Origin of the sequence: Komagataeibacter europaeus (genome assembly GCF_002173515.1) — a bacterium.
Taxonomy (GTDB): domain Bacteria; phylum Pseudomonadota; class Alphaproteobacteria; order Acetobacterales; family Acetobacteraceae; genus Komagataeibacter; species Komagataeibacter europaeus.
The window spans coordinates 2,115,900-2,137,629 of record NZ_CP021467.1; the positions used below are offsets into that span (position 1 = coordinate 2,115,900).

A 21,730-nucleotide genomic window follows, 5' to 3' on the forward strand; every position below is an offset into this window, starting at 1 on the left:
AAGCCGCACGCATTCCTGATAGTAAGGAATGCAACACGCCCGGCATGGCCGCCATGTCTGGCCGCCGTGCCGCATGATATGATCCAGACCAGTGAAGGTGCTGCCTTATGGCCGAAAGTGCAAATCCCGCCTCCTCCCTCTCACCGGACATGCCGGCTGCCATCGGCAATACGCCCCTGATCCGCCTGCGACGGGCATCGGAGGCAACGGGCTGCGATATCTACGGCAAGGCGGAATTCATGAACCCCGGCGGTTCGGTCAAGGACCGCGCGGCCCTCGCCATCATCAACGACGCCGAACGCCGGGGCACGCTGAAGCCCGGCGGCACGATTGTCGAAGGCACGGCGGGCAATACCGGCATCGGGCTGACGCTGGTGGCCAATGCGCGCGGCTACCGCTCGGTCATCGTGATGCCCGAGACGCAGAGCCGGGAGAAAATCGACTTCCTGAGCATGATCGGCGCCGACCTGCGTCTGGTCCCCGCCAAGCCGTTCCGTGACCCGGGCAACTATGTCCATGTCTCCCGCCGCCTGGCGGAGGAAACCGGCGGCGTCTGGGCCAACCAGTTTGACAATACCGCCAACCGCGAAGGCCACCGCCACACCACGGCCCCCGAAATCTGGGACCAGACGGGTGGCCGGATCGATGCCTTCACCTGTTCGTGCGGGACGGGCGGCACGCTGGCCGGTGTCACGCTGGGGCTGGAGGACTGCGCGAAAAAGGCCGGTGTCGCCCGGCCGCGCGTCGTGCTGGCGGACCCCGAGGGATCGGGCCTGTATGGCTGGGTCAAGTCGGGCGACCTGTCGGTCAGCGGGTCATCCGTTACCGAAGGCATCGGGCAGTCGCGAGTGACGGGCAACCTGGAGGGCCTGCACTTCGATGACGCCGTGCGCATTCCCGACCCGGAAGCACTGGAACAGATCTATGAACTGCTGATCCATGAGGGGCTGTCGGTCGGTGGCTCGGCGGGCATCAACATCGCCGCCGCCATCCGCGTGGCCCGCGCCATGGGGCCGGGGCACCGCATTGTCACCATCCTGTGTGACGGGGGCGCGCGGTACCAGTCCAAGCTGTTCAACCCCGAATTCCTGCGCGCCAAGGACCTGCCGGTTCCCGCCTGGCTGGCCTGAGGGGCCGCGCCGCACGGGGCGGGAATTGCTACGGATTGAAACATCTGATGTTCCCGCCTTTTTTGTGATGTAGGATCACGACATGAGCCCGCTGCCGCATATCCTGATCATTGATGATGACCGCGAGATCCGTGACCTGCTGGCACGTTTCCTCGAACGCAACGAACTGCGTGTCACCACCGCGCGCGATGGGCACGAGGCGCGCCGCCGCTGGGCCGAAGGGCACTACCAGCTGGTGATCCTCGACCTCATGCTGCCGGGGGAAAGCGGGCTGGACATCTCGCGCTGGCTGCGCACGCAGGCCAATGTGCCCATCGTCATGCTGACGGCCATGGGCGATGATACCGACCGGATCATCGGCCTTGAACTCGGGGCCGATGATTACGTGCCCAAACCGTTCAACCCGCGTGAACTGCTGGCCCGTATCCGCGCCGTGCTGCGCCGGGCATCCGACACCCCCGACCCCCGCAGCGTGCCGGTGCTGCATACGCTGCGCTTTGCCGGGTGGGAACTGGATACCGGGCGGCGGCGGCTGCTCAACCCCGAAGGGGTGGAAGTGCCGTTGACGGGCGGGGAATATGACCTGCTTCTGGCCCTGCTGGAACGGGCCAACCGCGTCATGACCCGCGACATGCTGTTTGACCTGCTGCGCGGGCGGCAGGCCGGCCCGTTTGACCGGGCGATCGACGTGGCCATAAGCCGCCTGCGCCGCAAGCTGGAAGATAACGGGCGCAACGCGCAGCTTATCAAGACGGTACGCGGGGGTGGCTATGTCCTTGCATCAGAAGTCGAGCGTCACTGAACCGCCCGCAATGCCCCATTCTTCCCGGCAGTCTTTCCTTTCCGCCCCTGTTCCCGATGAAGACGCAGCCCCCCGCTGGGGACAGCGGCTGCGCAGGCGGCTGCTGCCACAGTCACTGGCGGCACGGACCACCCTGCTGCTGATTGGCGGGCTGGGGGTCATCCAGATCATTGGCCTGACCATCCATGCGATGGACCGGTTCGACTTTGACCAGCGCATGATCTACGAGCGCACGCGTAGCAAGATGTTCAGCTACTACCGCGCGATCGTGGAAACCGCGCCATCGGACCGTGACAGGGAACTGGCCGCCCTGCACCTGCCCGAAAACGTGCATATTACCCTGACCCCCGGCCCCGAGCCGGACATGATCAACGCGCGCGCGCTTCCGCCGCACCCGCCGGGGGGCCATCCCGGCGACTGGAACGGCCACAGGCCCGATGACATGGGGGCCATACCCTTCTTCGGTCCGTGGGGCGGCGGTGGCGGGCCGCCCGACCACAGGGGTGGTCCCGGTGGACCGGGCGGCCCCCACGGTTTCGGGCCTGAAAACGACGGGGGCATGGGGCCCCTGCCGCCCTCGATGCGCCCGGAGCAGGTCCTGATCTCCCCCACGTCGGGACGCAGGCGGGCCGTGGCCTTCCTGCTGCCTGACGAACGGCGCTGGGTCACCATTCATTATATCCTGCCCCAGCCCAGCCTGTTCCGCTCGCCCACCTTTCCCATCGCCTTCCTCATCATGACCTTCACCGGCGGCCTGCTGATCCTGTGGGGCGTGCGCAGGCTGATCGCGCCGGTCAGCACCCTTGCCGCCGCGGCCGAGGAACTGGGCCGCAACATGAATGCTCCCCCCATGCCCGAAGACGGCCCGCGCGAAGTGGCCCGCGCCGCCCATGCCTTCAACACCATGGCGCACCGCATCCGCCGTTACCTGATGGACCGCACGCTCATGCTGACCGCGATCGGCCATGACCTGCGCACGCCCATTACACGGCTGAAGCTGCGGGCCGAATTCATTGAAGACGATGAAATGCGCGCCAAGATGCTCAACGACCTTGATGAGCTTGAAGCCATGGTCGCCGCCACCCTGGCCTTCGGGCGCGATGCCTCGCAACGCGAACCGATGGGACAGGTCAACCTGACCGCCATGCTGCAGACCATCGCGGATGAAGCCGCCGAAACCCATATCGACGCGGCGGACCGGATCGTGTTCGTATCGGAAAACATGCCCGATGTGCTGGTGCGCGCGCGCCCCATGGCGCTCAAGCGCGCGCTGAACAATCTTGTGACCAATGCGGTGAAATATGGCGGGGGGGCAAGGATCACCCTGCTTCATCCCATCAAGGGCAATGGGGAGGACGCGGAGGAATATAAGGTCACCATCCTGATCGAGGACGACGGCCCCGGCCTGCCGACCGAAGACCTTGAACGCATGTTCGACCCCTTCGTCCGCGCCGAACAGAGTCGCAACCGCGAAACGGGGGGCACGGGGCTGGGGCTGTCGATTTCGCGCAATATCATATGGGGGCTGGGTGGTGACATCCGTCTGGGCAACCGGCAGCCGCACGGATTGCGTGTGACAGTCACACTTGTCTGCTAAGGTCCGATTCCCGTACGGACAATTCAGGATATAACGTTCAATGCCGGACAGAACACACCGCTATCAGGTCTCGCTTCTATGGACCGGAAACGGCGGAAATGACAGGGCTTCCCGGCAGGCCCATCATCGTGATTACGAACTGCACTGCACGGGGCGACCGGTCATTGACGGGTCCGCCTCACCCGCGTTTCGCGGGGATCCCCAGAAATGGAACCCCGAAAAGCTGCTGCTGGGCGCCCTGTGCGCCGACCATCAGCTGTGGTTCATCCACCTGTGCACCGCCATGGGAATCGGCATCCTTTCCTATGCCGACCATGCCGAAGCCATGCTGGATGAATATGAGGATGGTTCCTTTTCCATCACGCAGGTCATCCTGCGTCCCCATGCCGCCCTGTCCACCCCACATGAAATACAGGCCGTGATCGACCTGCATCAGGACGCTGCCATGCGCAGCTGCATCGCACGTTCGGTCAGCTTCCCGGTATTGTGTGAGCCCCGCGTCACCAGCGCGCAATAAGTCCTTGCCGCAGGCCGGGTGGAATGGCATTGCCCGATAATGCTTGATCGCCTGTATGCCCGCATCATCGCCCTGGCCGCCAGCCGACATGCCGTCATATGGCTGGCTGTCATCGCCTTTGCCGAGGCCAGCGTCTTTCCGCTGCCGCCCGACATCATGCTGGTGCCGATGGTGCTGGCCTGCCGGGCCCGCGCCTTCCGCCTTGCGGCCATCTGCACCGTCGCCAGCGTATGCGGGGCGGTGCTGGGATGGGTCATCGGGTCGTTCCTGCTGGAATACCTCGCGATGCCCATTGTGCGATTCTATCATGCACAGAACACATTGCTGGCCCTGCAGGAACGCTTCCGCGAATGGGGGGTATGGATTATCCTCATCAAGGGGCTGACACCCATCCCGTTCAAATTCGTCACCATCGCCAGTGGGGCGGCCCATCTTTCCCTCGTTCCCTTCCTGCTGGCCTGCGCGGTGACGCGCGGGGCGCGGTTTTTCCTGCTCGCGGCACTGCTGCGCCGGTTTGGCGCGCCGATCCAGGCCTTCATCGAACGTCGGCTGCCGCTGGTGGCCGGCCTGTTCGCGCTGGCGCTGGTGGGGGGAATCGTGGCGCTGAAATACATATGACGCATCGGCTGCCGCCTCCCCTGCCCGCGTGGCGGTGTTCGGGTCTGCCATGGCGTGATATGACGGATCCATCGTGATCCGAACCCGCGCGGCCAGCACCAGCCGCGCGGCCTATATTCCAACGGGTGGGGAACATATTCATGCCGCAGCAGGTTGCCGTCATTACCGGAGCGGGCGCAGGTATCGGCCGCGCCACAGCACGCACGCTGGGCCGCGCGGGGTGCGATGTCGCCCTGCTGGGCCGTAACCGCGACCGGCTGAATGACGCGGCGGCCGAACTGCGTGAACTCAATGTTCGCACCCATATCGTCTGCGTCGATGTGGCCGACGCCAAGGCCGTCGATCAGGCCGCCGAGGAAATCGAGGAAACGCTGGGCGCCATCACCCTGTGGATCAACTGTGCCGGCGCCAGCGTGACCGGGCAGGTCGCGGCCCTTGATGCCGATGAAATCCGGCGTGCGACCGAAGTGACCTATCTTGGCACCGTCAACGGCACGCGGGCGGCACTGACACGCATGCGCAGGCGCGGGCATGGCACGATCGTCAACCTCGACCGCCTGGCCAGCCTGCGTCCGCCGCCGCTGCAGGCCGTGGAAAACGGGGCGCGGGCCGCCGTACGCGCCTTTTCCGAAAGCATCCGCCCCGAAATCCTGCATGACGGGGACCGTATCCATATCGCGCTGGTCCACCTGCCCTCCATCAACACGCCGCGCTTTTCATGGACGCGCAACCATACTGGCAAGCGCCTGAAGCCGATGGGGCCGGTATACGAGCCCGAAATCGCCGCCGAGGCGATCTGCCGCGCCGCCTTTGGCCGGGAACGCGACATCTGGGTCGGCCTGTCCGGCGTGCGCAACTGGGCGCTGGCGACCTTCCTGCCCGGCCTGTCGGACCGCTGGCTGTCGGGCAAGGGCTATGCGAAGCAGATGGAAAAGACGCCGGTTGCGGGCAACGAACCCGATGACCTGTATGAAACCGTTCCCGGGGCCTATGCCGCCCATGGCCGTTTCGACATGATCACCCGCAAGGGCATGCCCCTGCTGCTGACCAGCCGCCATGCGCAACTGGCCACCGTGACGGGCCTTATGGGCATCGTGCTGCTGGCGCTGCGCCGCAGGCGGGATTAGGCCATGCTTCTGAAATTATTGTAAAAAATAAAAGTTTGTGGGTGCCGCCTTTTTCCAAAAAGGCGGCGTTCCCTGAAGCTTTCATGATTTACGGGGTATTCCGCCTGTTCAGGCAGGCAGCGAATCGGTGGGGGCTTTCAGGCGTGCCCCCGTCCGGCACAGGTCGCCTGCCCAGACCCACCATTTTCCCTGACGCACCACAGGTACAGCGGCCTGGGCCGCCTCCGGGCTGTCGAACAGGGCGAAACAGGTTGCGCCCGACCCGCTCATCCGTGCAAGGCGACAGCCAGGGGCGGCGCGCAGGGCATCCAGCACAGTCGTGATTTCAGGGCAGATGGCACAGGCCGCGTCCTGCAGGTCGTTGGTCTGCGCCGACAGGTCACGCACCATGTCCGCCAGCGTATCCCACCGTGCGGACAGGCCGGCACGCGGCGTGAAGCCCGGCGCGCGTGACTTGAACACCTGCGGGGTGGATACGCTCTGCCCGCAATTGACCAGCATCATGCCACAAGGGGGCAATGCGGGCGCCGGGGTCAGTTCTTCCCCGATTCCTTCCATCCGGGCAGGCATCTGGTCCAGGCACACCGGCACATCCGCCCCCAGACGGGTCGCCAGTGCCATGAGGTCCTTGCGGGAGATGGACAGGCCCCATGCCTTCAGCAGCAGGCGCAGCGCCGCCGCCGCATCGGCCGATCCCCCACCGATACCCGATGCCACGGGCAGTTCCTTGCGCAGCACGATGTCCACATCCGGCAGGCGATGCGCCCTTTCCGGCCCCACTTGCGCGCGCAGGAGCGCGCCCGCGCGTACGATCAGGTTATCGGCGCAGTCATCCTGCAGCCCCGGGGCGAATGTCCCCTCTATCCGCAGGCCGACATGGCCGCCACGTCCCGCCCCCTGTTCCAGCCGCAGTTCATCGGCGGCGCCGGCAAACACGGCCAGACTGTCCAGCAGGTGATAGCCGTCATCACGCCGTCCCGTGACATGCAGGTAGAGATTGATCTTTGCATGGGCCAGTTCGCGTAACGGGGACATCAGTGGTGGGTTCCATTTGCCTGTGAAGGGGAAGGCGCGGGCTGGACCGCGGGCCGCAGGTCAGCCGGAAGCGCCACGCCAGGATGGGCCGCATTGGCCTGCCATGCCTTGGCATAGGCCAGGGCTGCCGTGATCTTGCGCCGGTCCATGGGATCGGGCTGGAACTGGATGGCGTTCTGCCATTCATTCACCGCTTCCAGCCTGCGGCCCGCCATCCAGTACGCAACGCCAAGGTGGTAATTGATGGCCGGGTCCTGCGGCATCTGCTCGGCGGACTGTTCCAGCAGCGGCAGGCCTTCGGATACATGGCCAAGCCGCATGAGCACCCAGCCCACGCTGTCGCGGATCTGGTTATCGGACGGGGCCAGCGCCAGCGCACGCCGCAGGTAGGTTTCCGCCTGTACGGGATCCCCGCCATGTTCGACCATGGAATATCCAAGGTAGTTCAGCAGTTCGGCCTCGTTGGGGGAAAGCTGGATGGCATGCTGCAGCAGCGTGCGCGCCTGTGGCCAGTGGTTCTGGCGTTCCTGTGCTATGGCCTGCCCGAACAGCAGCCGCCAGTCATCGCCTTCCAGCTGGTGCGGCGTCAGGGCCACGGCATGCTGGTAGGCATCCAGCGCTTCCGCCCATTTCTGCTGGTCCAGCAACGCATCGCCCAGGCTGAACCACAGCATGCGGTCATCGGCGGCCTGCCGCAGCAGGTCACGCAGTTCCTGCGCCGCCTGCTCCTTATGCCCCATCACGACATCAAGGTCGGCCTGTTCGGTCCGGTAGACCGGCAGCAGCGGGTCATCCGCCGGTGCGCCATCCAGTGCCTCACGCGCCTGCCGGTCCTGCTTGCGCAGATGCAGCATGGAAGACAGCAGCAGCCGGGCTTCCGAATCCGCCGGGTCCAGCATCAGCGCCATGCGCAGCATCATCTGCTCGGTGCCGCGCAGGGTGCCGGTTTCCATCGCCATGTCAGGTGACTGGTGATCGTCATCCGGACCGTCATGCGTATAAAGCTGCTGGTCGATCAGCAGGGCGACCAGCCCGTATGCCTGCGCCAGTCCCTGCGTTGCATGGGTCACGACCGGGCGCTGGATCATGGCCATGATATTGGCGCGCGCCGCCTCCAGCACCGGCATGCCCGCGATACGCTGGTTGACCAGCGACTGCGCATCCGCCATGCGCCCCTGCGTCACCAGCCACCGCGCCATGACCAGCGAGGTGAACAGGTCCCCGCCCGTCATGCTGCTGGCCTGCCGGAACAGGGTATCCGCCCGCATCTTCTGGCCCGACAGCTGCGCCACCAGGGCGGCATGGAGGGTATAATATCCCCCCAGCGTGCGATCCTGCCGGGCGGTGTCCAGCGCGGCCAGCGCTTCATCCGTCCGGCCCGCGCCCTGCAGCGCCCATGCGCGCAGCAGCGGGCGCAGCAGGGTCATGATCTGGTCCGCGGGCGCGCCCTGGTAGCTTGTCAGCGCCTCGTCCCATTTTCCCGCAAGGGCCGCGGCATTGCCCAGCACCAGCGCGGACATGACGCCGGGTGTCTGGCTACGCGCCAGGATTGCGGCCTCCGGCCGGCCTGCCAGAATGCTGTAATAAAACGCACGTTCACTGAACAGGTGGTATGTGGGGGACAGCCGCGCCGCATTGCCAAAGGCCTGCGCCGCGCTGGCGTTATCGCCCTCGCTGGCGGCGACGCTGCCGACCAGCAGATTGGTGGCCAGGTCCTGCTGCCCCGCGTGGATGATGGCTTCATCCGGGGTGGCGGCGTGTATTTCGCGGTTGGGAATCCCGGCGATGAGCGGTACAACAAGGGAGGCCACGACCATGCGTGACAGACGAGGTAAGAGCATGACGCCAGAATCTACCGCGTGCGGCGTCCGCTGCCAAACCCCGCGCATGGGGGCGGGACGGCGCGTGCGTGCGTTGCCTGTGCGGGATATATCCATCCGATGACTGATTCCCTGTCCCTGTTGCGCCTGTATGTCGAATGGGGCGCCGATGACGCGCTGGATCCCCACCCACATGACCGGCTGGCGCTCGCGCCCACGATACACGACCGTTCCCGGCCGACACAGCCCCCCCCCATACAGCCAGATGCGGGGAATGGACATAGAAAACACCGTCCGGCCCCGCCCCCGCCGCGCGGGTCCGCCACCCTGATCGACCAGGCCGCGGCCATGGCGCGGGACGTGGCGCAGGCTGCCCGCACGCTGGCAGAACTGCACGCCGCCATCCGCGATTTCGGGGAATGCAGCCTGCGCGATACCGCGACCAGCAGCGTATTTGTGGAAGGGCCGGAGGGTGCCCCGCTCATGCTGATTGGCGAGGCCCCCGACGCGGACGAAGACCGCAGCGGCCATCCCTTCGCGGGGGAAAGCGGGGCGCTGGTCAGCACCATGTTCGCCAGTATCGGCATTGATCAGGCCAGCCTGCTGCGCGCGCCGGTCATCCCGTGGCGGCCACCAGGCGGCAGGCCGCCCTCAGTGGCCGAAACACGGATCTGCCTGCCCTTCATCCAGCGCGCGATCGTGCTGGCGCGTCCCGCGCGCGTGGTGCTGATGGGCAACCTGCCGGTATCGGTCCTGCTGGACCAGCGCACCACGGCGGCACGCATGCGCGGCCGCTGGCGTGATCTGCCCCTGCCTGCCGAAAGTGCGGATAAGGGCGCAACCCCACCCACGCCACAGGCGTTACCCATGCGTCATCCACTGCAGCTACGCGCCAGCGCCACGGCCCGCCGTGATGCATGGAAAGACATGCTTCTGATCCGTGAAGCAATCGGAAACATTCCTTCAAAATCATAAAGGGTATTAACATAATCATGCCCTGCATTAGCTTGGGGCAAGGCTGCTATTCATTCTGCTTCAAGTGTATGTTTTTCACTGTTTACATATAGTTCCTGCATCTGTTCTGAAAACTTATTTACCTTCCCGTAATACGATATCTATTGCTTTCCATTCGCACAGGGCTTACATCCGGCACCGCCATGCGAGGGACAATCAATACCCCCCATCACGCGGTGACGGCCTTTCTGGCTGGCGCCGCATTTCTGGCAGGGGCGGCGTTCGCGCCGCTTCGTGCCCAAACAGTGGAAGCCGGCAGGGCGGATCAGGATCCTACCCCCCACGGCGACCATAACGAGGAAACGGCACTTGCCCTTCCGCGCCTGCCCGCACATGGCAGCGCCGGGCTGCCGCGTCCCCTCACGCCCGATGACGTAAGCCGTATCCGCCGGGTGTTCCGGCTGCAGGCCGATGGCAAGTTCGATGCCGCCATCCGTGAAACGGCCGCGATCCACGATGATACCCTGCTGGGTGATATCCTGGCCGCGCGTTATCTCAACCCCGCCTATCACGCCAGTCCGGGGCAACTGCGGCTATGGCTGCGCACGTTCTCGGGCCTGGCTGATTCGCCCGCGATCTATTCACTGCTGTCTTCCATGCCCAACCGGGGCGGCCCCCTGCCGCCAGCGCCCACCCATAACGCGCTGGACAGCAGCCATCCGCCGCAGCATATCCGCCTGCCGGAGGAGGATGACCCCTCGCTGCGTGTCTTCACCCGCAACAGCCTGCTGGACCACACGGTACGCGAACGCGCCACGCAGGGGGTAAAGGGGGCACGGAGCGCCCTGCACCTGATCGCGGTGACGCCGGGCATAAACGACCTGTATGCCGCGCACCTGCAGGCGGAAATCGCCATGACCCTGTTCAGCAGCGGTGAGAACCGACAGGCCATGTCGATTGCACGCGACGCATTCGAACATTCGGGCCGGCGGCTGGGACTGGCGGGCTATGTGGCCGGTCTGGCCGCATGGCGGCAGGGACGACCCGACATGGCCGAACCCCTGTTCGAGGCCGCATCGCGCGCCAGCCTGACGCCGGGCAGCATCCGTGCCGGCGCCGCCTACTGGGCCGCGCGCGCCCATCAGGCAACGGGGGACGTGGCCGCCTACCACCCATGGCTGCACCGCGCGGCGGCCGCGCCGCATACCTTCTACGGCCTGCTGGCGTCACAGATCCTTGGCCTGCGTGCAGCAGCCCCGAAATCCGCCCATACGCCTGACACCATCGGCCCGAATGCGGCCATGACGCTGGCGGCCGAACAGCAGACCATCCATGCGGGGAACCGTGTGCTGGGTGAAATCGATATCGAGGCCGTGGCCGCCACACCGGCAGGCCGCCGCGCCTTCGCGCTGCTGCAGGTTGGCGAGCGTGATCGGGCGGAAGCCACGCTACGCCGCATGTGGCCCGATATCCAGAACGATGCCGCCCTGTGCCGTTCCACCCAGATGGTGGCCGACGCCATGAACATGAAGGACCTGTCGGCCCAGATGCTCATGCTGATCGACACGAACGAAAGCGAGCACAGCAGCCACGACTCCCGCTTTCCCCTGCCACCGCTGCAGCCCGAGCATGGTTTCCGCATGGACCCGGCACTGGTCTATGCGCTGACGCGGCTGGAATCCAATTTCGACACCACCGTCGTTTCCGGGGCGGGCGCACGCGGCCTCATGCAGCTCATGCCCGTGACGGCCGCTTTCATCCTGCACGACAGGGACCGTTTCAACCGCCGTCCCGTAGACCTGCATGACCCTGCGGCCAACCTTGATATCGGGCAGAGCTATGTGCTGTACCTGGCCCAGCGCTCCACACAGACCGGCGGGACGCACGTTCCCCCCGGCGGTGACATGATCCGCATGCTGGCCAGTTATAATGCCGGGCCATCCGCCATTTCCCGTCATAACGCCACGATGGACGACGGGGAGGATCCCCTGCTGTATATCGAAAGCCTGCCCAATGCCGAGACACGTGATTATGTCCGCCGGGCTTTCACCTACCTGTGGATCTATGCCGACAAGCTGGGTGTCCCGACGCCTTCCCTGGAAACACTGGCCCGCAATGAATGGCCCGGTTTCGACGCGGAAATCGCCATGGCAAGCCATACCGGCCACACCATTCATTAACGGACCTTCCGCATCCGTTTGAAAAAAGGGGCATTCCCGGCGACGGGACGCCCCTTTTTTCATTCAGGATGCCTGAAAGACGTTTTTGGTAAAGGTTATTTTTAGAAATCTCCTGAAGGAAATAAGACCTTCAGTTTTCTGCCAGCAACTGCCGGCTGGCCTGCACGCGCACGACGCGGCGGCCTTCCATTTCCAGCACCTCGAACAGCCAGCCGGAAAATACGACCTTGTCCCCCCTGGCCGGCACACGCCGCAGCAGGGCGAGTATCAATCCGGCAAGGGTGTGATAGCTGCCTTCGGCGGGCAGGTCGGACAGGCCAAGCCGGTCCTTGACCTCATCAGCGGGCATGGACCCGTCAAGCACCAGCACATTGTCATGGGCCAGCCGCTGGGGCGGGGTGTTGCCCGGTTCATGCTGCTCACCCACGATGGCGCCGAACAGGTCGGACGAGGTCACGATTCCCTCAAATGATCCATATTCATCCAGCACCAGCGCAAGACCCAGCGAGGACGCCCGCATGCGTTCCAGCATGTCAAAGGCCGACAGCGTATCGGGCACCGAGATGGGATGACGCAGCCCGATTTCGACCGACGGGCTTTTACCGTCCAGAAACCGATCCAGCATGTCCTTGGCCAGGATCACGCCCACCGGGTTGTCCACCCCCCCTTCACACACCACGATGCGCGAATAGGTGGTCGAACGCAGCACCTGCAGCAGTTGCGCGCGCGGCACGTGCCGTTCCACCCAGCACAGTTCGTTACGCGGGGTCATGATGGCGCGGACAGGCCGTTCGGCCAGGCGCAGCAGGCGTTCGATCATGTCGCGCTCCTCCTGCTCCAGCACCCCGGCCTGCGCCCCTTCGGCAATATAGGCGCGCAGTTCCTCGACCGAGACGGACTGCCGGATCGCGCCGCCTATCCCCATAAGCTTCAGCACCAGTTCGGATGACCGTCCCAGCAGCCACACGATGGGCCGCGTCAGCCATGCCATCCATTCCAGCAGCAGGGACAGGCGTGCCGCGATCTGTTCGGGCTGGCGCAGCGCGATCTGCTTGGGCACCAGTTCCCCCAGCACCAGCATGACGGCGGTAATGCCGCTGACCACCAGGAACATGGCCAGTTCATCGGCAATGGAGCGCAGGGCGGGAATATGGGCCAGCCAGCGGCTGACCCCGGCTTCGATGCTGTTGCCGCCAAAGGTGCCTTCCAGAATCGAGACAAGGGTCATGCCGATCTGGACGGTGGGCAGGAAGCTTTGCGGATCACCGGCCAGTTTCAGGGCGCGGTCCGCCCCCTTGACGCCGTCACGCGCAAGAATGGCCAGCCGAGCCCGACGGGCGGAAATCAGCGCCAGTTCGCCCATGGCAAAAAGCCCGTTGAGCAGAACGAGGCACAATATGACAATCAGTGAGACAACCATGATCCCGCGATCCTACAGCATAATCACGCGCGCGGGCACACCACGCCTACATGCCTGAAAATACGCATGCAAAAGAAAAAGGCGGGACATATGTCCCGCCTTTCCCGAACGCAATACATGAAATGCGTGATCAGTCAGCCGCGTCGGCCGTTTCAGCCGGGGCCGCCACCTTGTTCACGCGCGGCGGGGCCGCAGGCTTCTTGCGGGCGGCAAGTTCCGCCATCTTGGCGTCAACGTGCTGGGTAAACACGTATTCGGCCGGGCGCTGGTTGGCCAGCGAGATTTCCGGCGCCATCGGCTTTTCCGTCTCGGGCCCGAACAGGGCGACCTTGGCAATATGCCAGGGGCGACGCACGGCATCCATGACGGCGGTCGATTCGTATCCGGAATGCACCATGCAGTCGGCGCATTTTTCGTAATTGCCGGTGCCGTACGCATCCCAGTCGGTGTCGGCCATGAGCTCTTCAAAGCTCTTGGCATAGCCTTCACCCAGCAGGTAGCACGGGCGCTGCCAGCCAAAGACGTTACGCAGCGGCTTGCCCCACGGGGTGCAGTGGTACTGTTCGTTACCCGCCAGGAAGTTCAGGAACAGCGGCGACTGCGTGAAGCGCCACTTCTTGCCCTTACCCAGACGGAAGATGTCACGGAACAGCTGCTTCGTCTTGTGACGGTTCAGGAAGTGTTCCTGATCCGGCGCGCGTTCGTAGGCATAACCCGGCGCGGTCATGATGCCGTCAACGCCCATCGCCATCACTTCGTCAAAGAAGGCGGCGACGCGCTTGGGATCGGCGCCATCGAACAGGGTGCAGTTGATCGACACGCGGAAGCCACGGGCCTTCGCCTTCTTGATGGCGGCGACCGCGCGTTCGTACACGCCGTCCTGACACACCGATGCATCATGCATCGCCGGGTCACCATCCAGATGCACGTCCCACGAGAAGAAGGGATTCGGCTCGTAATCGTCCATCTTCTTTTCCAGAAGAAGGGCGTTCGTGCACAGGTAGACGTACTTCTTGCGCGCGATCAGCCCACGGATGATATCGGGCATTTCCTTGTGCAGCAGCGGTTCGCCACCAGCCACGGCAATGACCGGCGCGCCCGCCTCGGTATCCGCGTCCAGGCATTCCTGCAGGGTCATGCGCTGGTTCAGGATCTGGGCGGGATAGTCGATCTTGCCGCACCCGGCACATGCCAGGTTACAGCGGAACAAGGGCTCGAGCATAAGCACGAGCGGATAACGTTTGCGCCGCGTGACATGCTGCTTGACAACATAGGCGCCGACGCGGACTGCCTGCATAATAGGAACGGCCATGAAACCTCTGCTCCTGCACCGGCCCAACGCCGGTCTCATATTTCAAGTCTGGTAGGGCGGATATGGTCACATCCCCCTACGAGAAAACAAGCCCAACATTACCCAGCCGTGCGTTTAAAGCATGCCGAGGTTGCGGACTTGTACGACACATGAAGCCTTTCGCGAGGGTATAGGACAGAAACCATCCTGTATTCAATTGCTATCAGCTTTGGTGTGGCCAATTAACAACAGTCATAGAATTAGAGACTGTATTTACAGCCTTAACCGGAGTAACACATCGCGATTACGCTACGGTCGCCATGGTTTTCGTGCCATGAGCCGCCATTCATCGCCGCCGGAGCAGCCTGATGCCGGCCCCGATCCCGGGACCGACAGGCCAAACCGAAACCCGGGTTGGTCCCTCCCCTGAACATGGGGCAAGGGCCAACGCAGAACAATGGACGCGAACATCATGGATCAGACCAAGCCCGCGATTCCGACCCTTGGGCGCTACCCCCAGCTTGACCGGGTGCGCACGCCGCATGACATGCGCAACCTTTCGGTGGAGCAGCTGAAGCAGCTGGCGGAGGAACTGCGGTCCGAGACGATCGATGCCGTGTCCACCACCGGCGGCCATCTTGGCGCGTCGCTGGGCGTGGTGGAACTGACGGTGGCGCTGCATGCCGTGTTCGATACGCCTGATGACCGGGTGATCTGGGATGTCGGCCACCAGGCCTATCCGCACAAGATCCTGACCGGGCGGCGCGAGCGCATTCGCACCCTGCGCCAGCCGGGCGGGCTGTCGGGCTTCACCCGGCGCAGCGAGAGCGAATACGACCCGTTCGGCGCGGCGCATTCCTCGACCTCCATTTCCGCCGGCCTCGGCATGGCCGTCGCCCATCACCTGCGCGCGGAGGAAGACCCCTCCTACCGCGAGCGCAACGTGATCGCGGTGATCGGCGATGGCTCGATCTCGGCGGGCATGGCGTACGAGGCCATGAACAACGCCTCGCATTGCGGCCCGGGCGCCGAACGCCTGATCGTGGTGCTGAACGACAACGAGATGTCGATCGCCCCCCCGGTGGGCGCGATGTCGAACTACCTGTCGCGGCTCATGTCGTCGCGCAAGTTCCTCTCCTTACGCGAACTCGCCGCCAAGATGGCCAAGCGCCTGCCCGGCCGCCTGGAACGCACGGCGAAGAAAGCGGACGAATACGCGCGCGGCATCATGACCGGCGGCACGCTGTTCGAGGAACTGGGCTTCTATTATGTCGGCCCGGTTGACGGCCACGACATGAATCAGCTGGTCCACATCCTGCGCAACCTGCGCGACGCCGAGGATGTCGGCCCCGTCCTGGTCCATGTCATCACCGAGAAGGGCCATGGCTATACCCCGGCCGAATCGGCGGGCGACAAGTACCATGCGGTCTCCAAGTTCAACGTCGTGACCGGCGAGCAGAAGAAGGGCCCGTCCGGCCCGCCGAGCTACACCTCGGTCTTTGCGAAGGAACTGGTGCGCCAGGCCGCGACCGACGACAGGATCGTCACCATCACCGCCGCCATGCCGTCGGGCACGGGGCTGGACAAGTTCGCCAAGGCCTATCCCGACCGTTTCTTTGACGTCGGCATTGCCGAACAGCACGCCGTGACCTTCGCCGCCGGCATGGCGACCGAAGGGTTGCGTCCGTTCTGCGCCATCTATTCCACCTTCCTGCAGCGCGCCTATGACCAGGTCATGCATGACGTGGTGCTGCAGAAGCTGCCGGTGCGCTTCGCCATTGACCGCGCGGGCCTGGTCGGCGCCGATGGCGCGACCCATGCCGGCGCGTTCGACATCGCCTATCTCGGCTGCCTGCCGGGCATGACGCTGATGGCGCCCAGCAACGAGCTGGAACTGCTGCACATGACCGCAACCTCCATCGCGTTTGACAAAGGCCCGATCGGCCTGCGTTACCCGCGTGGCGCGGGACTTGGGCTGGAGCTGCCGGCCGCGGGCCAGATCCTCGAGATCGGGCGCGGGCGAATCGTGCGCGAAATGACCCGCCAGTCCGGCCCCGAACAGGGCGGCATCGCCATCCTGTCGCTTGGCCCGAGGCTGGAGGACGCGCTGAAAGCCGCCGACATGCTGGCGGCCCAGGGCCTGTCCCCCACCGTGGCCGACGCCCGCTTCGCCAAGCCGATCGACACCGCCCTGGTCGAGCAGCTGGCGCGCAACCACGCCGTGCTGATCACGATCGAGGAAGGATCGGTTGGCGGATTCGCAAGCTATGTCATGACCCATCTGGCCAGAACCGGCCTGCTGGACCGCGTGCGCTTCCGTCCCATGACCCTGCCCGACCGCTTCATCGACCACAACACGCAGGCCGCCCAGTATCATGAGGCCGGGCTGGATGCAGTCGCCATTACCAATACCGCCCTTGAGGCGCTGGGTGTCGGAATCAGCATGACGCAGCCCTTGCTAAAGACAGCAAACGGACCGAAATCATGAACATTATGAAACATGTCCTGAAAACCACCTCGCTGGCGCTGTGCGCCGGACTGATGGCGGCACCGGTCGTCCCTGCCGTCCTCCCCATTCATGCAGCCCATGCGGCCAGCGCATCCGATGCGCAGGTGCAGGAGCCGATCAAGGCCCTGTACGCCGCGCTGGAGCGCGTGCAGGCCAAGGGCAGCGGTTCGTTCGAGCAGCGTTCACAGATGCTGGCCCCGGCAATCGACCACGCCTACGATATCGAGACCGTGCTCGCCTCCTCCATCGGGCCGCGTTACGCCGGCCTGTCCGATGACCAGAAGCAGACCCTGCTGACCACATTCCGTCAGTTCACGATCGCCCGTTATGTTTCCAGCTTCAAGCCCGGCAGCGACGCCCGCTTCACCATCGACCCGACCGTCACCCCTTCGCCCGTTGGCAATGACCGTATTGTTGTAACACATATCGGATCGTCCGATGACCCGAGCGGGACCGAAATCAACTACGTCATGCGTTCGGGCGCCAAGGGCTGGCAGATCGTCGACGTGCTGCTCAATGCCCACATAAGCCAGGTCGCGGCCCAGCGGGCTGACTTCAGTTCCGCGCTGTCGGGCGGGAATGTGCAGAAACTGACAAATCTGCTACAGAAAAAGATCAAAACGTTCTCGGAAGAGTGATATTACACTTCCCTGACGCCGTTTTCTAATTTGCTCCATACGCGGGACCTTGCCGGAAAGATAATGTCTGTTTTCAACGCTCTTGTTTCACCCGCCGGACTGGCCGCGACCGTTGCGGTCGCCGGGTGCATGCAGGCAGCGCTTGGCACTTTTCTGGTCTCGCGTTTCCGGTGGCAGGAAAAACGCATGGACCGGGCGGTGCCCATGCCTCCGGTTTCCGTGCTCAAGCCCCTCCACGGCGATGAACCGCTGCTGGAGGAAGCGCTTGAAAGCTTCTGTACGCAGGATTACCCGCAGATGCAGATCGTCTTTGGCGTACAGGCCGAAGACGATGCGGCGATCCCGATCGTACAACGGTTGATGGAACGCCACCCGGATGTGCAGATGGAACTGGTGATTGACCCCACCTTCCACGGGCTCAACCGCAAGATCGGCAACCTGATCAACATCATGACGCGCGTGAAGCATGATGTCCTGGTCATTTCCGATTCGGATATCCACGTTGCCCCCGATTACCTGCGGCATGTGGTGGGCGCCATGGTGCCCGACAATGTCGGCCTGGTCACGACGCTGTACGCGGGGCTGCCTGCATCATCCACGCTGCCGCGCCTGCTGGCCGCATGCCAGATCAACCATAACTTCCTGCCCGGCGTGATGCTGTCACGCTACCTCGGGCGACAGGACTGCCTTGGGGCGACAATGGCGCTGCGGCGTTCCATGCTGGACGAAATCGGCGGGCTGGAAGCCCTCGTGCCGCATGTGGCCGATGATGCGATACTGGGCCGTTACGTGCGTGACCGTGGCAAGGATATCGCCATTGCCGCGTGCATGACCTGGACCACCGTGGGCGAGACCTCGATGCGTGAGGTGCTGGCGCATGAACTGCGCTGGGGCCGGACCGTCAAGACGCTGGAGCCTGCGGGTTATGCCGCATCCGCCATCCAGCTGCCCCTGTTCTGGGCCAGCGTCGCCGTGCTTGCCGCGCCGCATGCGACCTGGACATGGTCCTTCTTTCTTGGTGCATGGGGATGGCGGGCCGTGTGTTCCTTCATCCTGGACCGTACGCTGGCGCAACGTAGCCTGGTGCTGCCGTCACTGCTTCTGCCACTGCGCGACTGGATCTCGGCCGCCGTCATGGTGGGCAGTGTCACGGGCACGCGGGTTGCATGGCGTGGGCAGACAATGCATGTCACGCCCCATTCGGTCATGACACCACGATCGCAACCGGCTTCCCCCGGTGACTGACCCGCCGTCAGCAGGCTGAACTGCTTGAGAATTCCAACCCTGTCGTTAATAAGAACGGGTATTAAGGGAACCCCATTCCCCGCCAGAGCCCGAGGATATGCGTAGCATGATGAAAACCCTGTTTCTCCAGCCGCCTTCGTTTGACGGATTCGATGGTGGGGCCGGTTCCCGCTATCAGGCCAAGCGGGAAATCAAGTCGTTCTGGTACCCGACATGGCTTGCGCAGCCTGCCGCCATGGTCGAAGGCAGCCGCCTGATCGATGCACCGCCCGCGCGCATGGGCATGGAGCCGATCCTGGAAGACGTGCGCAACCGTGACCTGGTCGTCATGCACACCTCCACCCCGTCCTTTGCATCCGATGTGCGTGTCGCCCAGATGCTCAAGGACGCGAACCCGAAGGTGAAGATCGGCATGGTCGGCGCGAAGGTTGCCGTCCAGCCGGAAGAAAGCCTGCTGAACGCCCCGCCGGTCGATTTCGTGGCGCGCAACGAATTCGACTTCACCATCAAGGAAATGGCGGAAGGCCGCGACTGGAAGGATGTCGATGGCATCTCCTGGCGCGATGCGGATGGCAAGATCGTCCATAACCGCGACCGCGCGATGATCGAGGACATGGACAGCCTGCCGTTCGTGACCGAAGTGTACAAGCGTGACCTGAAGATCGAGGATTACTTCATCGGTTACCTGATGCACCCGTATATTTCGATCTATACCGGCCGTGGCTGCAAGTCGCGCTGCACCTTCTGCCTGTGGCCGCAGACGGTGGGTGGCCATCACTACCGCACCCGCAGCCCCGAGCACGTGGCCGCCGAAATCCGCCTGGCGAAGCAGTATTTCCCGCAGGTGAAGGAATTCTTCTTCGACGACGATACCTTCACCGATGACCTGCCGCGCGCCGAAGCGATCGCCAAGGAACTGGGCAAGCTGGGTGTGACGTGGTCGTGCAACGCGAAGGCCAATGTGCCCCGCAAGACGCTGGAAGTGCTGAAGGCCAATGGCCTGCGCCTGCTGCTGGTCGGTTACGAAAGCGGCAACCAGCAGATCCTGCACAACATCAAGAAGGGCATGCGCGTCGAGACGGCGCGTGAGTTCACCAAGAACTGCCACGAACTGGGGATCAAGATCCACGGCACCTTCATTCTCGGCCTGCCGGGCGAGACGAAGGAGACCATTCAGGAAACCATCAAGTTCGCCACCGAAATCAACCCGCACACGCTGCAGGTCTCCCTGGCGGCACCGTATCCCGGCACGTTCCTGCACAAGCAGGCGACCGAGAACGGCTGGCTGGATGAAAAGAACGCCGAACTGATCGACGATAACGGCGTGCAGATCGCACCGCTGCACTATCCGCACCTGTCGCACACGGAAATCTTCCAGAGTGTGGAAGAATTCTACCGGAAGTTCTATTTCCGTGCGCCCAAGATCGCCTCGATCGTGAACGAGATGGTCCGCAGCCCGCAGATGATGAAGCGCCGCCTGCGCGAAGGGGTGGAGTTCTTCCAGTTCCTGCGTGAACGCCGCGCCGCCTGATCCGGCTTTCTGCGATTACCCCCATGCCGGGACCTTCGGGTTCCGGCATTTCTTTTGTCATGCCATCCGGTTTTGCATCATGAAGCGCGTCATCATATCCGCCGATGATTTCGGCCTGTCCGAAGAAGTGAACGAGGCGATCGAGATTGCCCATCGCGACGGACTGCTATCGACCGCAAGCCTGATGGTATCGGGACCGGCCGCAGCCGACGCCGTGCGCCGCGCGAAAAAACTGCCGGACCTGCGCGTGGGGCTGCATCTGGTCGCGATCGAGGGACCGGCAACCCTGCCGCCTGCCGATATCCCCCTGCTGGTGCCGCAGGACGGGCAGTTTCCGTCCGACCAGCTGAAGCTGGGGGTTGAATATTTCTTCCGCCCCGCCGTACGCCGTGAACTGGCCGCCGAGATCGAGGCCCAGTTTCGCGCCTTTGCCGCCACCGGGCTGGCGCTGGACCACGCCAATGCGCACAAGCACATGCACCTGCACCCCACGGTGGGGCGGTACATGATCGAAAGCGGCCTGCGCCATGGCCTGCGCGCAATCCGCGTGCCACTGGAACCGCCCGAGCCGCTTTATGCCGCAGGCACCTATACCGACACATTGGGGGATGCGGCATTACGCCGCTGGACCGGCCTGCTGCGCCATCAGGCGCACAAGGCGGGACTGGTCACGAATGACTGGTGTTTCGGGCTGGCATGGAGCGGTCATATGACGACCGACCGGGTATCGGCCCTTGCCGCGCACCTGCCGGACGGCCTGTCGGAAATCTATTTCCACCCGGCCACGGCAAAGAACAAACTGCTGCAGAAGCTCATGCCCACCTATGAGCATGAAGCGGAATTCCGCACGCTATGCGCGCCCGGCTTCCGATCCGGCCTGACCCATTCGGGGGCCGTGCCCACCACATGGACGGACGTGGCCCGCGCATCCTGACGGGCCACCCCTGACAGCGGGACAGATCAGCCGAGGCTGCTCTTGACCCATTCCTTGAGCTGGCTCTTGGGCAGGGCGCCGGTCTTGCTGGCGACCGGCTTGCCATCCTTGAACAGGATCAGCGTCGGGATGCCGCGCACGCCGTACTCATTGGGCGTGTTGGGGTTGTCATCAATATTGACCTTGGCGACGGACATCTTGCCCTTGAATTCCGCCCCGATTTCATCCAGCGCCGGTGCGATCATCTTGCACGGGCCGCACCATTCCGCCCAGAAATCGACCAGAACCGGTTCCTTGGATTCCAGAACCTGCGTCTTGAACTGGCCGTCGCTGACGGCAATCGTGTTTTCACTCATCACTCAAAACTCCTCTGTGGCGGCCA

General features: G+C 64.0%; 18 protein-coding genes. 13 read left to right on the top strand and 5 right to left on the bottom strand.

Annotated elements, in window-relative coordinates; all coding sequences use genetic code 11:
- Positions 1–107 precede the first annotated feature (107 nt).
- From S101446_RS09750 to S101446_RS09775, 6 genes are all read left to right on the top strand, one after another.
- Positions 108–1,130: a cysteine synthase A gene (locus S101446_RS09750; protein WP_087608260.1), complete on the top strand. Its 1,023-nt coding sequence runs from the start codon at positions 108–110 to the stop codon at positions 1,128–1,130.
- An 82-nt stretch (positions 1,131–1,212) separates the two neighbouring features.
- Positions 1,213–1,932, top strand: a complete 720-nt coding sequence (locus tag S101446_RS09755) for a response regulator (RefSeq protein WP_010509028.1) — start codon at positions 1,213–1,215, stop codon at positions 1,930–1,932.
- Between the two features lie 10 nt (positions 1,933–1,942).
- A complete protein-coding gene (locus S101446_RS09760) occupies positions 1,943–3,529 on the top strand; it encodes an ATP-binding protein (protein ID WP_048851868.1) in 1,587 nt (528 codons plus the stop codon).
- A gap of 40 nt (positions 3,530–3,569) precedes the next feature.
- Positions 3,570–4,046: an OsmC family protein gene (locus tag S101446_RS09765; RefSeq protein ID WP_087608261.1), complete on the top strand. Its 477-nt coding sequence runs from the start codon at positions 3,570–3,572 to the stop codon at positions 4,044–4,046.
- Positions 4,047–4,085: 39 nt separating this feature from the next.
- Positions 4,086–4,664, top strand: a complete 579-nt coding sequence (locus tag S101446_RS09770; RefSeq protein ID WP_087608262.1) for a YqaA family protein — start codon at positions 4,086–4,088, stop codon at positions 4,662–4,664.
- A gap of 140 nt (positions 4,665–4,804) precedes the next feature.
- Positions 4,805–5,791, top strand: a complete 987-nt coding sequence (locus S101446_RS09775; protein ID WP_019085044.1) for an SDR family oxidoreductase — start codon at positions 4,805–4,807, stop codon at positions 5,789–5,791.
- A 108-nt stretch (positions 5,792–5,899) separates the two neighbouring features.
- Here S101446_RS09775 and S101446_RS09780 read toward each other — a convergent pair whose 3' ends face one another.
- Both S101446_RS09780 and S101446_RS09785 read right to left on the bottom strand, forming a co-directional pair.
- Positions 5,900–6,826, bottom strand: a complete 927-nt coding sequence (locus S101446_RS09780) for a 4-(cytidine 5'-diphospho)-2-C-methyl-D-erythritol kinase (protein WP_087608263.1) — start codon at positions 6,824–6,826, stop codon at positions 5,900–5,902.
- Positions 6,826–8,643 (bottom strand): tetratricopeptide repeat protein, encoded by a 1,818-nt coding sequence (locus S101446_RS09785; RefSeq protein WP_087608264.1) that lies wholly within the window; start codon positions 8,641–8,643, stop codon positions 6,826–6,828. The genes S101446_RS09780 and S101446_RS09785 overlap by 1 nt, the downstream gene beginning before the upstream one ends.
- A gap of 42 nt (positions 8,644–8,685) precedes the next feature.
- Here S101446_RS09785 and S101446_RS09790 point away from each other — a divergent pair, with 42 nt between their 5' ends.
- Both S101446_RS09790 and S101446_RS09795 read left to right on the top strand, forming a co-directional pair.
- The gene (locus S101446_RS09790) at positions 8,686–9,621 is read left to right on the top strand and encodes a uracil-DNA glycosylase (RefSeq protein ID WP_019085041.1); all 936 of its coding nucleotides are present in this window, start codon (positions 8,686–8,688) and stop codon (positions 9,619–9,621) included.
- Positions 9,622–9,803: 182 nt separating this feature from the next.
- A complete protein-coding gene (locus S101446_RS09795; protein WP_048851862.1) occupies positions 9,804–11,780 on the top strand; it encodes a lytic transglycosylase domain-containing protein in 1,977 nt (658 codons plus the stop codon).
- Between the two features lie 130 nt (positions 11,781–11,910).
- Here the strand turns inward: S101446_RS09795 and S101446_RS09800 are convergent, their stop codons facing one another.
- Both S101446_RS09800 and hpnH read right to left on the bottom strand, forming a co-directional pair.
- A complete protein-coding gene (locus S101446_RS09800) occupies positions 11,911–13,200 on the bottom strand; it encodes a hemolysin family protein (protein ID WP_019085040.1) in 1,290 nt (429 codons plus the stop codon).
- A gap of 130 nt (positions 13,201–13,330) precedes the next feature.
- The gene (hpnH, locus tag S101446_RS09805; RefSeq protein ID WP_010509006.1) at positions 13,331–14,512 is read right to left on the bottom strand and encodes an adenosyl-hopene transferase HpnH; all 1,182 of its coding nucleotides are present in this window, start codon (positions 14,510–14,512) and stop codon (positions 13,331–13,333) included.
- A 451-nt stretch (positions 14,513–14,963) separates the two neighbouring features.
- Between hpnH and dxs the strand changes: the two genes are divergently transcribed.
- The 5 genes from dxs (at position 14,964) to hpnK (ending at position 21,348) form a co-directional block, all read left to right on the top strand.
- A complete protein-coding gene (gene dxs / locus S101446_RS09810; protein ID WP_408884620.1) occupies positions 14,964–16,979 on the top strand; it encodes a 1-deoxy-D-xylulose-5-phosphate synthase in 2,016 nt (671 codons plus the stop codon).
- A complete protein-coding gene (locus S101446_RS09815) occupies positions 16,976–17,638 on the top strand; it encodes an ABC transporter substrate-binding protein (RefSeq protein ID WP_010508992.1) in 663 nt (220 codons plus the stop codon). The genes dxs and S101446_RS09815 overlap by 4 nt, the downstream gene beginning before the upstream one ends.
- Positions 17,639–17,701: 63 nt before the next feature.
- Complete coding sequence (gene hpnI / locus S101446_RS09820; protein ID WP_010508990.1) at positions 17,702–18,883, top strand: bacteriohopanetetrol glucosamine biosynthesis glycosyltransferase HpnI; 1,182 nt, start codon at positions 17,702–17,704, stop codon at positions 18,881–18,883.
- 106 nt (positions 18,884–18,989) lie between these two features.
- On the top strand, positions 18,990–20,414 hold the full coding sequence (gene hpnJ, locus S101446_RS09825; protein WP_026018636.1) for a hopanoid biosynthesis associated radical SAM protein HpnJ: 1,425 nt from the start codon (positions 18,990–18,992) through the stop codon (positions 20,412–20,414).
- Positions 20,415–20,493: 79 nt separating this feature from the next.
- Positions 20,494–21,348 carry a hopanoid biosynthesis-associated protein HpnK gene (gene hpnK, locus S101446_RS09830; protein WP_010508986.1) on the top strand — a complete coding sequence of 285 codons (855 nt, stop codon included), beginning with the start codon at positions 20,494–20,496 and terminating at the stop codon, positions 21,346–21,348.
- A gap of 26 nt (positions 21,349–21,374) precedes the next feature.
- Here the strand turns inward: hpnK and trxA are convergent, their stop codons facing one another.
- Positions 21,375–21,704, bottom strand: coding sequence for a thioredoxin TrxA (gene trxA, locus S101446_RS09835; RefSeq protein ID WP_010508984.1), 330 nt, complete (start codon positions 21,702–21,704; stop codon positions 21,375–21,377).
- Positions 21,705–21,730 lie beyond the last annotated feature (26 nt).